Genomic DNA, 12,451 nt, shown 5'->3' with positions numbered 1-12,451 from the left:
TGAGACGCCAGCGACCCACACTCATCGCCGTGTCCACCCTCATCGCCGTCACCCTCACCACCGCCGCCCCCCCCCCCCCCCCCCCCCCCCCCCCCCCCCCCGCCCCCCCCCCCCCCCCCCCCCCCCTTCCCCATCCCCACCCACCCCGCCCCCATCCCCACCCACCCCGTCCCCACCCCGCCCACCCCCCCACCCCGGTTGATCAAGGGGTTTGCGTCAGGATTCGCGGTTGTGGTGACGCAAACCCCTTGATCAACCCAGGTGGGGCGGGGGTTGGAGCGGGGGCAGGCGGGGAGCCGCGGGGTGGGGTGGGGTGGATCTTGGGCGCCCCTACGCCGGTGATCTAGCGGGACGGGTGCGGGGTGAAGGGGGTGCCCAGGTGGGGGGTGGCGAGGACGGTGGGGGAGTGGTCTCGCAGGGCGGTCAGCCGGGTGCGGGCGAGGTCCGGGTCCTCCTCGTGGGCGTACGCCAGGTCGGGGTCGACGAGCTGCACCACGTGCACCAGCAGGTCGCCGGTGAGCAGCATCCGTTCGTCGGCCGAGGTCAGGAGCACCGACTGGTGACCGGGGGTGTGGCCGGAAGTGGGCAGCAGACGTACCGCCGGGGTGAGGGTGGTGTCGCCGTCGACCACCCGGAGCTGGCCGGCGGCGCGCAAGGGTGCGACGAGGCCGGCCGGTAGCCCGGGGTTGAGCGTCTCCGCGGCGTCGATTTCGGCGCGCTGCACCAGGTAGCTCGCGTTCGGGAAGTGCGGCCGGCCGGGCGTGCCGGTGACCGCCCAGCCGATGTGGTCGCTGTGCAGGTGGGTGAGCACCACCGTGTGGACGTCGGCCGGGTCGATGCCCGCGGCGGCCAGCTCGGCGGGCATCCGGCCGGGCACGGGTGCCCAGCTCGCGGCGGGTGCGTCGGCCGGGCCGATTCCGGTGTCGACGAGCGTGACCGGCCCGTCGCCGTCGCGGATCGCGAAGCTGCGGAACGGCAGCCACCACTGCCCGTCGGCGGTCACCGAGCCAGGGTCGCGCCGGTCGGCCTCCGCCCAGTGCGACGCTGTGGCCTGCGGAAACGCCTCCGCGCGAGGCTGGAAGAAGGCACCCTCACCGTCGGTCAGTGCGGTGACCGTGATAGACCCGAGGGTGCGGTTCAGTGGCATCGGACGATGATTCCAGGGCATTCCTGTTCCGCGCAGCCCGGTTCCGCCGGCCGGTCGAGGCCGGCTGGGGGCTGCCGGCCCAATTGCAGTACGCTCGTACTGCTTGAGCACGTGTCCCCCGAGAGGAGCGCCGGCCGATGGCGAAGATCAAGGTAAACAACCCGGTCGTAGAACTCGACGGCGACGAGATGACCCGGATCATCTGGAAGCAGATCCGGGAGCAGCTGATCCTGCCCTACCTCGACGTCGACCTGCACTACTACGACCTGTCGATCCAGCACCGCGACGAGACCGACGACCAGGTCACCATCGACGCCGCAAACGCCATCAAGGAGCACGGCGTCGGCGTCAAGTGCGCGACCATCACCCCGGACGAGGCCCGGGTCGAGGAGTTCGGCCTGAAGAAGATGTGGCGGTCGCCCAACGGCACCATCCGCAACATCCTCGGCGGCGTCGTCTTCCGTGAGCCGATCATCATGTCCAACGTGCCGCGGCTGGTCCCCGGCTGGACCAAGCCGATCATCATCGGCCGGCACGCCCACGGTGACCAGTACAAGGCCACCGACTTCGTCGTTCCCGGCCCGGGCACGGTGACCATCACCTACACCCCCGCCGACGGCGGCGCGCCGATGGAGATGGAGGTCGCCAACTTCCCCGGCGGCGGCATCGCCATGGGCATGTACAACTACGACGAGTCGATCCGGGACTTCGCCCGAGCGTCGTTCCGGTACGGGCTGGACCGCAACTACCCGGTCTACCTGTCCACCAAGAACACCATCCTCAAGGCGTACGACGGCCGGTTCAAGGACATCTTCGCCGAGGTGTTCGAGACCGAGTTCAAGTCCGAGTTCGCCGCCGCCGGCATCACCTACGAGCACCGGCTCATCGACGACATGGTCGCCGCCGCGCTCAAGTGGGAGGGCGGCTACGTCTGGGCCTGCAAGAACTACGACGGTGACGTGCAGTCCGACACCGTCGCGCAGGGCTTCGGCTCGCTGGGTCTGATGACCTCCGTCCTGCTCTCCCCGGACGGCCGGACCGTCGAGGCCGAGGCCGCGCACGGCACTGTCACCCGGCACTACCGGCAGTACCAGAAGGGCGAGAAGACCTCGACCAACCCGATCGCGTCGATCTACGCGTGGACCCGGGGCCTGGCCCACCGGGGCAAGCTGGACGGCACCCCGGCGGTCACCGAGTTCGCCAACACCCTGGAGCAGGTCATCGTCGACACCGTCGAGGGTGGCCAGATGACCAAGGACCTCTCGCTGCTCATCTCGCGCGACGCCCCGTGGCTGACCACCGACGAGTTCATGAACGCGCTCGACGAGAACCTGGCCCGCAAGATCGCTGCCTGATCCAGGCGTACCGCGTCATCGGAGCCCGCCGGCACCCCTGCCGGCGGGCTTCGGCGTGTCCGGCGTCGCCGTGCCGGTCGTCGTCACTGCGGCCGGCGCGCCTCGTTGACCAGGATGGACGAGATGCCAGTCGAGTCCAGGAAGGTTGACCACTGTCGACCCGCGGCACCCGTGCGCCGATCAGCCAGCCTTCCCGGCTGTGCCGTGCACAGCCAGCCGTCCCTTCCCTGCGGGGGGCCCTGTCCCGGGCCCCCCGCGCCCTGTTTCCCGCCGGGCTCAAGCGCCGCCAGGGACACCGGACGCCCGCGATGCTCCGACGCCGCGCCGCCCGCACCGCTCCGGCGTCACGCGCGCCCCGCAACGCTCCCGCGCCGCCCGCGCCGCGCCGGTGCTGGTCAGGCTGCGCGCAGCAGGTCGGCCGCGCGTTCCGGGGCGATGTCGTTGATGAAGACGCCCATCCCGGACTCGGAGCCGGCCAGGTACTTCAGCTTGTCCTGCGCCCGCCGGATGCTGAACAGCTGCAGGTGCAGGTGGCCAAGCTCGCGGTCGATCCGCACGGGCGCCTGGTGCCAGGCCGAGATGTACGGCATCGGCATGTCGAACAGGCCGTCGAAGCGGCGCAGCAGATCCAGGTAGAGCGGCCCGAAGGCGTCCCGCTCACTGTCGCTGAGCGCGGGGATGTCCGGCACCACGCGATGGGGCGCGACGTGTACCTCGAACGGCCAGCGCGCGGCCGCCGGCACGAACGCCGTCCAGTGTTCGTTCTCGACGACCACCCGGTCGCCGGTGGCGCGCTCGGCGGCCAGTACGTCCGCGTACAGATTGCCGCCGCCGGTCCGTTCGGCGTGCCTGCGTGCCGCGGCCAGCAGCGCGCGGGTGCGCGGCGTCACGAAGGGGTACGCGTAGATCTGGCCGTGCGGGTGGTGCAGGGTGACGCCGATCTCGACGCCCCGGTTCTCGAAGCAGAAGATCTGCTCGACGCCGGGCAGCGCGCCGAGCACCTCGGTGCGGTCGGCTAGCGCGTCCAGCACGGTGCGGACCCGGCGCGGCGGCAGGCTGGCGAAGGAGGCGTTGTGGTCGGAGGTGAAGCAGACGACCTCACACCGGCCGACGCCCGGCCGGACCGGTGTGAACGGGGTGATCTCGCCGGGCTCCTCGGCCACCCGACCGCTGAGTGACGGGAACCGGTTCTCGAAGACCACCACGTCGTAGTCGGGCGCGGGGATCTCGGTCAGCCGGTCGCCCACCGACGGGTCGAGGGGGCACTCGTTCGCCGGCGGGAGGAAGGTGCGGGTCTGCCGGTGCACGGCGACCGCCACCCACTCGTCGGTGAGCGGGTCGTACCGCAGTTGTGAGGCGGGCGGAGGCGGCGGCAGGTCCCGGCGGTCCGGCTGGTCGCGGACCGCGTCGTCGCGCTCGTCGAAGTAGATCAGTTCCCGGCCGTCGGCCAAGTCGATCGCGGTGCGCTTCACGGCGCCGTCCCCTCAGTTGTCGGCGTGCGCGTCACGCGGCCCGCCCCTCGCCTGCACAGTGATCAGTTCGCCCACCTGTTCGCCGAGTACCCGTCGTGCGGGTGGGGGCAACCGGTCGTCGCTGACCAGTACGTGGGCCGCCGCCAGTGCGACGATCGAGGAGATGCCCACAGTGCCCCACTTGGTGTGGTCGGCGAGCACCACCAGGTGGTCTGCCGCGGCCACGAGCGCCCGATCGGTCTCCGCCTCCATGAGGTTCGGGGTGGTGAAGCCGGCCCGCTCGGTGATGCCGTGGACGCCCAGGAAGAGCAGGTCGAGGTGCAGTGACCGGACGGCCCCGACCGCGAGCGGGCCGACAAGCGCGTCCGACGGTGTGCGTACGCCGCCGGTCAGCACCACCGTCTGGTCCGGGCGGCCGCCCGCGTGCAGGATCTCGGCCACCGGCAGCGAGTTGGTGACGACGGTCAGGTCGGGCACGTCCACCAGCCGGCGGGCCAGTTCGGCGGTGGTGGTGCCCGCGGAGAGCGCGATGGCCGCTCCCGGCCGGACCAGTTGGGCCGCCCGGTCGGCGATCGCCGCCTTCTCCGGCAGTTGGCGGACCGACTTGGCGCGGAAGCCCGGCTCGTCGGTCGAGCTGGGCCCGGTGGTGGTGGCGCCGCCGTGCACCTTGGCCAGCAGGCCGCGTTCGTGCAGCGCGTCCAGGTCACGCCGGATGGTCATGTCGGACACGCCGAACTCGCCGGCCAACTCGCTGACCCGGACCCCGCCGGTCGAGCGGACCCGCTCGAGGATGGCCGCCTGCCGCTGTTGAGCGAGCATCAGCCGTGCCTCCCCGGACGTCCACGTACCTCACGCGGTCAAACGTGTTCCAACAAAGATGAACACTAGCGCGTGCGGCTCAGCGGTGAAAGGAAAGGGTGGGGCGACGCCTCAGGCGGTGGCGATCTTCAGCTCCACCCAGCCGGTATCGGTCAGGTGGTGCAGCACTGCCTGCACGGCGTCCGCCACGCTCATTTCCGTGGTGTCGAGCACCAGATCGGCGTCGGTCGGCTCCTCGTACGGGTCGTCGATGCCGGTCATCCCGGTGAGCAGGCCGGCGCGCGCCCGCGCGTACAGGCCCTTGCGGTCCCGCCGCTCGCACACCTCCAACGGAGTGGCGACGTGCACCAGCACGAAATCCGCCCCGGCGGCGAGGGCCATCTCCCGGGCGGCGGCCCGGGCTGCCGCGTACGGAGCGATGGGGCAGCAGATGCCCACCCCACGGTGCCGGGCGATCTCGGCGGCCACCCAGCCGATCCGGCGTACGTTGAGATCCCGGTCGGACTTGCTGAAGCTCAGCCCGGCGGAGAGTTCCCGGCGCACCACGTCCCCGTCGAGCAGGGTCACCGTGCGGTCGCCGCTCTCCCGCAGCGCGTCCGCCAGCCCACGGGCGATGGTCGACTTGCCGGAGCCGGAGAGGCCGGTCAGGAAGACCACCAGCCCACGCTGCCGACGCGGCGGCCGGGCCCGGGCCAACTCCCGCGCCACAGCGGGCGGAGTGTGCCACTCCGGCAGCGGGAAGCCCCGGTCGAGCAGGTCGTCGATCTCCGCCTGGGTCAGCGCGAGCCGGCGGTTGCGCGGTGGGATGTCCTCCCGCCAGCGCCACTGCCCGTCCCGGTTGTCGTACGCGAGTTCGCGTGGCACCAGCACCCGCAACCCGGCGCCGGAGAGCATCTCCCCGGTGGAGAGCAGGTGGGTGACCCCGTACGCGGCGGAAACCCGGGCGCGCAGCAGCGCGTCACTGATCTCTTCGCGTCGGTGTGACAGCGGCACCGCGACCAGGGTGGCGGGTGGCATGCGGTCCCGTGCGGCGAAGATCGCACGGACCAGCGCCTCCGGTGGAAGCCCGTCGGCGCCACCCTCACCGATCGGGATCAGGACGAGCAGATGAGCGGCCAGGGTGCGGGCGGCATGCGCGATCTGGGCGAGCTGCGGACGATGCAGCGGCCGATCGGCGATCACCCCGAGCACCCGGCCCGGGGGCAGCAGTGCGCGGACCTCCTCCGGGTTGCGGCGCAGCCGTTGGAACGGACCGTGCCCACCGTCGCCCAGTCGCCGGACCTGCCCGCCGACCCCCGCCACACCCTCGCGTACCGGCCAGACGTCGGCGACGTCCAGCGCGGCCGCCGGGGCGCCCTCCCCGTCGGTCAGGACGAGTGCCCGGCGGGCCGGGTCGCGCGGGTCGAAGCTCTGCGCCAGTGCGGCCGGCACCTGGAGGACGACAGCGACCTGCCACGGTATGCCGTCGGCCAGCCGGCCGCGCCGGCTGACCGAGACCAGGTCCGCGCGGGTCATGAAGCCAGTCAGAGGGGCGTACGCGCCGGTCAGTAGCAGCTCCAGATCCGCAAGCTCACCGGGACGTGGCGTGTACGCCGGTGCGTCCCGAAGCACCTCGTCGGGCAGCACCCAGCCGTTGCTCATCCACACCCCCCACTCGCTGACCGCACACAGTTTCGCAGCCGACCGCCCATCGGTCGAGGGCGCCACTCCACGACCCGGGCGGGCGGATCAGCGCTTGATCCGCCGGCCTACCGCCGACCGCACCCGGTTCCACACCTTCCGCTCGTCGCGGATCCGGGGTCGCGAGCCGTCGGCCCGGCAGATGAACACCAGCGGCAGGCGCGCGTCCTCGGTCCAGCCCACATTGGAGATCCGGGCCTTGAGCATCCAACTGCCCCTGGTCCGGCCACCGTTGAGGGCGGCGAAGTCGATCGTCGCGGTGGCCCGGTGCACCAGGTGCACGATGTCCGCTCCGGTCGCGCCGGTGACCCGCTCGGTCCGGAAGGTCATCGGAAGGAAGATCTCGCCGCCGGTCTCCCGGTGGCGGGCCACCAGGTCGAGGCGCGCCTTCCGCACCTGCGCGGTGGCGTCCAGCACCTCGGGGGCGATCTCCTCCATCGGGAGCATCAGCACGTCGCGGCCGTCGTCGGCGCGGAAGCCGACCGGCTCGTTCGCGGAGCGCAGCTCGGCGGCCACGGTCACCGTGACGGCGTGGTCGGCGTGCTGGAGTTCGTCGATCCTGCCGTGTGCGGCGATGCCCGCCTCCCAGGAGGCGAGCCGGCGCAGGTCCGCGACGCGGCCCCGCTCGGCCAGGTACGCCACGGCGCGGAGCAGGGGCGGCAGCCCGGCGGCGACGCCTGGGGCGAAGCGGTCCTGGATGACCTTCTGGGTCTCCAGTGCGACCTGCTCCAGCCATGCCTCGGGGGCGTCCAGCAGCCGCTTGCCGCGCAGTCGGCTGAGCATCTCGTTGCGCAGCCAGCGCCGGTGCAGCCGGTCCCGCAGCGCGCCCGGCTCGGTGTGGGCGTCCACCACGTCCAGCGCCTCCCGCACGCTGGCGAAGTAGCTCGCCGGGTCCATCTCGCCGGCGGTGACGTTCCTACCGTCGCCCCGGTGGACGTGGTGGTAGCACAGGTAGTCGGACAAGACCGATGTGCGCCGGGACAGGAAGTAGGCCCGGACGACGAGCGAGTGGTCCTCCAGCCGACGCTTGCCGCCCTCCGGGAACCGCAGACCGTGCTCGATGAGGAAGGAGCGCCGGAACAGCTTGTGGCAGGTCAGGCTGTCGATCAGGGGGGAGTTGGCCAGGGTGGCGTCGAAGCGGTTCTTCCGGAACAGTTCCCGCGGCACAGGTCGCCCGTAGCCGGCCATCTTCCCGATCACGATGTCCGCGTCGTTCGCCGACGCGCAGGCGTGGAGCCGCTCCAACGCCTCGTCGGCGAACCAGTCGTCGTCGTCGGCGAAGAAGACGTACTCGCCGCGGGCGTGCTCGATCCCGAGGTTGCGCGGACGCGACGGCCAGCCGGAGTTCTCGATGTGCAGCACCCGGATGTGTGGGTGCTCGGCGGCCAGCCGGTCGAGTCGCGTGGCCGTGTCGTCGGTCGAGCCGTCGTCGACGAAGACGACCTCGAACTCGTCAGCGGGCAGCGACTGTCGCAGCAGCGAGGCGACGAGCTTCTCGATGTGCGGGCCGCAGTTGTACGCCGGCACCACGACGCTCACCTTGGGGACGCCCACCTTGGCTTTCAGGATCCCTCCCACGTCGTCAGTCGATCACCAGCCCGATCGATATCTGGTGAACGGGAGGTGAATGGTGTCACCCCGGATTCGTCTTTCCCGAGGCGGGGTCGGGCCGAACGCAGGACCGGCGGAAACGTCGCCGGGCACCGGGCGGGACCTTAGGGGTCCGGCCGGAAAAGGATCAGGGGAGCGCCGGGGGCGTGCCGGTGTCCATGCTGGGCATCGACTCCCTACGCTGGGCTCGTGACACTGATCGCGACCCAGTCGCTCACCAAGACGTACGGAGGTCGGGTCACCGCGCTGGCCGACCTCACCGTCGCCGTCGAGCCCGGGATCATCGGCCTGGTGGGCGCGAACGGCGCCGGAAAATCCACGTTGATCAAGATTCTGCTCGGCCTGATCGCACCGACGAGTGGTCAGGTCTCGGTGCTCGGCATCGACCCGACCGCGGACCCGGCAGCCGTCCGCAACCGGGTCGGCTACATGCCGGAGCACGACTGCCTTCCCCCGGACCTGTCCGCCGCCGAGCTGGTCACCCACCTCGGCCGGATGAGTGGCCTGCCCCGCACCGCGGCTCGCGAGCGGGCCTCGGAGGCGCTGCGGCACGTGGGGCTCTACGAGGAGCGCTACCGGCCGGTCGGCGGCTACTCGACCGGCATGAAGCAGCGCGTCAAGCTGGCCCAGGCGCTGGTGCACGACCCCGACCTGCTGCTGCTGGACGAGCCGACGAACGGCCTGGACCCGGCCGGCCGCGACGCCATGCTGGCCCTGGTGCACCGGATCGGCACCGAGTTCGGCATCTCGGTGCTTGTCTGTTCGCATCTGCTCGGCGAGGTCGAGCGGATCTGCGACACGCTCATCGCCATCGACGGTGGCCGGTTGTTGCGCGCCGACAACATCTCCGCGATGACCTCGGCCACCGACGTGCTCGCCGTCGAGGTCAGCGAAGGCGTCGAGGAACTCGCCGCCCGGCTCGCCGAGCTGAAACTGCCTGTCGCCCGGGACGGGCGACTGCTCCTCGTGCCGCTCGCCGACGACGGCACCTACGACCTGATCCTCGGTGCGGTCGCCGAACTGGACCTGCCCCTGCATCGACTGGACCAGCGCCGGCACCGGGTGGCCGAACTCTTCGCCACGAGGGAGCTGACTCATGCCTGAGCCGTCCACCGCCGCCGTGCGTTCCACGCCGAGCGGCGTCATCCACGACATCGGCTACCAGCGCTACCAGGGTCCGCGGTTGGGCCGCCGACAGGTCTTCGGCGCGCTCTACCTGCACGGTCTGCGCACCGCGTTCGGCTTCGGGCGCAGCGCCAAGGCCAAGATCTTCCCGTGGCTCGTGGTCGGCATCGTCGCCCTGGTCGCGGTGGCCCTGGCCGCGGTACGCAGCCAGATCGGCGAGCCGGTCGCCACGTACGCCCAGTTCGCCGACGCGATGAGCTGGCTGGTCATCTTCTTCGTCGCTGTCGTCGCACCGGAGTTGGTCTCCCGGGACCTGCGCAGCGGCGTGCTGCCGCTGTACTTCTCCCGGCCGCTGCCGCGCGCCGACTACGCGACGGCCAAGCTGTTGGCGCTCGTCACCGCGCTCTGGCTGCTGCTCGGTGGGCCGCAGCTGTTGATGTTCCTGGGTGCCGCGTTCACCACCAAGCAGGGCATGCGCGGGGTGTGGAACGAGCTGCTCGACCTGCTGCCCGGGCTGCTCTACGCCGGGCTGTGGGCGGTGGTCTTCGCCTCGGTCGGCCTGCTCGTCGCGTCGCTGACCGGCAAGCGCGCCTTCGCCGCCGGCGGTGTGGTCGCGGTGTTCCTGATGACCACCCCGATCGTCGGGGTGCTGAGCATCCTGCCGTCGCGTGCCGCCAACGAGCTGGCCGGGCTCGCCTCGCCCTCCACGCTCGTGCAGGGGGTGGGCATCTGGTCCCTGGGTGACCTGCTCGTCGAGGGCGATCCCGGCGAGATGACGATCGGCGGGTTCGGCCCGGTCTACGCCCTGGCCGCGGTGCTGCTGGTCGCCGGTGCGACAGCCCTCCTGTTGGCCCGCTACCGGAAGGTCGCCTCCTGATGAGCACGCTGAGCCTGACCGGGGTGTCCCGGTGGTACGGCAACGTGGTGGCGGTGAACGACATCAGCATGGCCCTGGGGCCGGGCGTGACCGGGCTCCTCGGCCCGAACGGCGCCGGCAAGACCACGCTGCTGCACATGATGGCCGGGTTCCTCTCCCCGTCGCGCGGCACTGTCACCCTCGACGACGAGCCGACCTGGCGTAACCCGGACGTCTACCGGCGGCTGGGGCTGGTCAGCGAACGGGAGGCGGTGCAGGGTTTCCTCACCGCGTACGAGTTCGTGCTGGCCAGCGCGAAGCTGCACCGGCTGCCCGATCCGGCGGCCGCCGCCCGACGGGCGATCGACCTGGTGGAGCTGGAGTCGGCGCAGGACCGCCGGATCGGCACGTACTCCAAGGGCATGCGTCAGCGCGCCCGGGTGGCCGCCGCGTTGGTGCACGACCCGCAGGTGCTGCTGCTCGACGAGCCGTTCAACGGTATGGACCCCCGCCAGCGGCTGCACATGATGCAGCTGCTGCACACCCTTGGTGACGCCGGCCGGACGATCCTGTTCAGCTCGCACATCCTGGAGGAGGTCGAGCAGGTCTCCGGCACGGTGCAGGTGATGGTTGCCGGCCGGTTGGCAGCCTCCGGTGACTTCCGGACCATCCGCCGGTTGATGACCAACCGCCCGCACGTCTTCGCGGTGCGTTCCACCGACGACCGGGCGTTGGCCGTCGCGCTGATCGCCGAGGCGTCGGTGAGTGGGGTCGAGTTGGACCCGACCGGCCTGACCGTGCGGGCCGGTGACTACGGCGCGTTCACGCGGGCGCTGCCCCGGATCGCGCTGAGCAAAGGCATCCGGGTGCGCCAGTTGGTGCCGTCCGACGAGTCCCTGGAGAGCGTCTTCTCCTATCTGGTGGAGGCCTGACATGTCGACGATTACCTGGATCACGGCGCGCGGGTTGTTCGGCCGACGTCGGTTCCTGCTGCTGCTGCCGCTGCCGTTGGTGCTGCTCGGGCTGGCCGTGCTCTGCCGGTCGCTGGGGGTGGACCCGCGCCAGTGGGGGCCGTCGGTGCTTGTCGGCCTCGGGCTCGCCGTGGTGCTGCCGGTGGTCGCGCTGATCATCGGCACGGGGGTGCTGGGCGCCGAGATTGACGACGGCACCGTGGTGCACATCCTGACCAAGCCGCTGCCGCGCTGGCAGATCGTGCTGCCGAAGCTCGCTGTCGCCGCCGGGGTCACCGCGGTCACCGTCGCGGTGCCGCTCTACGTCGCGGGCGTGCTCGCCGATTCGGTACGCCTCGGTCTGGGGCTGGCGGTCGCGGCGGCGCTCGGGGCGCTGGCGTACTCGGCGCTGTTCCTCGCGCTCAGCCTGGTCACCAGGCGGCCGGTGCTCCTCGGCCTGGTCTACGTGCTGATCTGGGAAGGGCTGCTGGGCAACTTCGTCAGCGGCACCAAGGTGCTCTCCATCCAGCAGTACGTGATCGCCCTCGCCGACAAGCTCGCCCCCACCGGGCTGTTGGAGACCAGCGTGTCGGTGCCGGTGGCGTCGGTGATGACCGCGCTGGTGAGCGTCGGCTTCACGGTGCTCGCCATCGACCGCCTCCGGTCGTTCAGCGTGGCCGGCGAGACCAGCTGACAGCGGTGCGGGTCGCTGTTCCGGCCAGCCCCCGCGCGGCGGTAGGGCTGGCCGGATGGACCGGTCGGGTCACCTCGGGCCAGGCTGAAGGGCGTGAGCGTCGAAGCGGAGCGGACGTCGTTGGCTGAGCCATACTCCCGGAGCAGCCGGCCGTGGCTGACCAGCCTGGCCATCGCGGGGCTGGCCTGCGCCACTGTCGCCACGGCGGCGCAGGGCAGCGGCCAGTTCCACTGGTGGGCCGTGTTCATCCTGATCCCGGCCGCGTTGATCGCGGCCAGCGGCGGGCCGTTGCTGGCCCGCGGCGGTGGCCGGGCCTTCGCCGGGTACGTGCTCGCCTGCGTCGGCACGATCGTCTTCGCGGTGGGCGCGCTGCTGATGTTCGGCGTGATGGGGCGGGGTTGGCCGCTGCTCGTGGTGCTGCCCTGCCTGGCGGTCGCCGGCACCTACGGGTGGCGGGCGGCCCACCCGCTGGCCCGTGGCCTGCACCGGGCGGTGGCCCTGCTCGCGCTGACCGGGGCGCTGCTCGGCCTGACCCTGCAACTGATCCGGGTGGAGCTGATCCACCTGGAGACCGGTTGGTGGGGAGCGTTCCTGATGCTGGCCGGGGCCATCGTGCTGGGCAACGCGGGAGAGCTGACCCGGCACCGGATGCCGTACCGCCTCCAGGCGATCACCCTGCTGGTGGGGCCCTCCGTGATCGCGTTCCTGCTCGGGCTGCGCTTCCTGCGCGGCTGGTGACCGG

At 71.6% G+C, this 12,451-nt stretch carries 11 protein-coding genes; 6 read left to right on the top strand and 5 right to left on the bottom strand.

Annotated elements, in window-relative coordinates; genetic code table 11:
- Positions 1 to 343: 343 nt before the first annotated feature.
- Positions 344 to 1,147, bottom strand: coding sequence for an MBL fold metallo-hydrolase (locus tag ABZ406_RS06510; RefSeq protein WP_357756286.1), 804 nt, complete (start codon positions 1,145 to 1,147; stop codon positions 344 to 346).
- A gap of 137 nt (positions 1,148 to 1,284) precedes the next feature.
- Between ABZ406_RS06510 and ABZ406_RS06505 the strand changes: the two genes are divergently transcribed.
- On the top strand, positions 1,285 to 2,502 hold the full coding sequence (locus ABZ406_RS06505; protein WP_357756284.1) for an NADP-dependent isocitrate dehydrogenase: 1,218 nt from the start codon (positions 1,285 to 1,287) through the stop codon (positions 2,500 to 2,502).
- A gap of 395 nt (positions 2,503 to 2,897) precedes the next feature.
- Here ABZ406_RS06505 and galT read toward each other — a convergent pair whose 3' ends face one another.
- From galT to ABZ406_RS06485, 4 genes are all read right to left on the bottom strand, one after another.
- Positions 2,898 to 3,974: a galactose-1-phosphate uridylyltransferase gene (gene galT, locus ABZ406_RS06500; RefSeq protein ID WP_357756282.1), complete on the bottom strand. Its 1,077-nt coding sequence runs from the start codon at positions 3,972 to 3,974 to the stop codon at positions 2,898 to 2,900.
- Between the two features lie 12 nt (positions 3,975 to 3,986).
- Complete coding sequence (locus ABZ406_RS06495) at positions 3,987 to 4,793, bottom strand: DeoR/GlpR family DNA-binding transcription regulator (protein WP_357756281.1); 807 nt, start codon at positions 4,791 to 4,793, stop codon at positions 3,987 to 3,989.
- 111 nt (positions 4,794 to 4,904) lie between these two features.
- On the bottom strand, positions 4,905 to 6,434 hold the full coding sequence (cysC, locus tag ABZ406_RS06490) for an adenylyl-sulfate kinase (protein ID WP_357756280.1): 1,530 nt from the start codon (positions 6,432 to 6,434) through the stop codon (positions 4,905 to 4,907).
- A gap of 87 nt (positions 6,435 to 6,521) precedes the next feature.
- Positions 6,522 to 8,051, bottom strand: coding sequence for a glycosyltransferase family 2 protein (locus ABZ406_RS06485; RefSeq protein ID WP_357756278.1), 1,530 nt, complete (start codon positions 8,049 to 8,051; stop codon positions 6,522 to 6,524).
- A 222-nt stretch (positions 8,052 to 8,273) separates the two neighbouring features.
- Between ABZ406_RS06485 and ABZ406_RS06480 the strand changes: the two genes are divergently transcribed.
- The 5 genes from ABZ406_RS06480 (at position 8,274) to ABZ406_RS06460 (ending at position 12,447) form a co-directional block, all read left to right on the top strand.
- On the top strand, positions 8,274 to 9,188 hold the full coding sequence (locus ABZ406_RS06480) for an ABC transporter ATP-binding protein (protein ID WP_357756277.1): 915 nt from the start codon (positions 8,274 to 8,276) through the stop codon (positions 9,186 to 9,188).
- On the top strand, positions 9,181 to 10,086 hold the full coding sequence (locus ABZ406_RS06475; RefSeq protein WP_357756276.1) for an ABC transporter permease: 906 nt from the start codon (positions 9,181 to 9,183) through the stop codon (positions 10,084 to 10,086). Before ABZ406_RS06480 ends, ABZ406_RS06475 begins: the two co-directional genes overlap by 8 nt.
- On the top strand, positions 10,086 to 10,997 hold the full coding sequence (locus ABZ406_RS06470; protein WP_357756275.1) for an ABC transporter ATP-binding protein: 912 nt from the start codon (positions 10,086 to 10,088) through the stop codon (positions 10,995 to 10,997). The genes ABZ406_RS06475 and ABZ406_RS06470 overlap by 1 nt, the downstream gene beginning before the upstream one ends.
- A gap of 1 nt (position 10,998) precedes the next feature.
- The gene (locus ABZ406_RS06465; RefSeq protein ID WP_357756274.1) at positions 10,999 to 11,709 is read left to right on the top strand and encodes an ABC transporter permease subunit; all 711 of its coding nucleotides are present in this window, start codon (positions 10,999 to 11,001) and stop codon (positions 11,707 to 11,709) included.
- A gap of 93 nt (positions 11,710 to 11,802) precedes the next feature.
- Positions 11,803 to 12,447 carry a hypothetical protein gene (locus tag ABZ406_RS06460; protein ID WP_357756273.1) on the top strand — a complete coding sequence of 215 codons (645 nt, stop codon included), beginning with the start codon at positions 11,803 to 11,805 and terminating at the stop codon, positions 12,445 to 12,447.
- Positions 12,448 to 12,451: the final 4 nt, after the last annotated feature.

Source organism: Micromonospora sp. NPDC005710, from assembly GCF_040630995.1.
Classification (GTDB): Bacteria; Actinomycetota; Actinomycetes; order Mycobacteriales; family Micromonosporaceae; genus Micromonospora.
The sequence above is the reverse complement of the archived record's forward strand: the minus strand, read 5'-3'. Positions and strand labels throughout refer to the sequence as shown.

Bases quoted from the DNA above. Each gene is read 5' to 3' on its own strand.
- ABZ406_RS06475 (WP_357756276.1), top strand. From the start codon at position 9,181: ATGCCTGAGCCGTCCACCGCCGCCGTGCGTTCCACGCCGAGCGGCGTC.
- ABZ406_RS06505 (WP_357756284.1), top strand. From the start codon at position 1,285: ATGGCGAAGATCAAGGTAAACAACCCGGTCGTAGAACTCGACGGCGAC.
- ABZ406_RS06495 (WP_357756281.1), bottom strand. From the start codon at position 4,793: ATGCTCGCTCAACAGCGGCAGGCGGCCATCCTCGAGCGGGTCCGCTCG.
- cysC (WP_357756280.1), bottom strand. From the start codon at position 6,434: ATGAGCAACGGCTGGGTGCTGCCCGACGAGGTGCTTCGGGACGCACCG.
- ABZ406_RS06465 (WP_357756274.1), top strand. From the start codon at position 10,999: ATGTCGACGATTACCTGGATCACGGCGCGCGGGTTGTTCGGCCGACGT.
- ABZ406_RS06510 (WP_357756286.1), bottom strand. From the start codon at position 1,147: ATGCCACTGAACCGCACCCTCGGGTCTATCACGGTCACCGCACTGACC.
- ABZ406_RS06470 (WP_357756275.1), top strand. From the start codon at position 10,086: ATGAGCACGCTGAGCCTGACCGGGGTGTCCCGGTGGTACGGCAACGTG.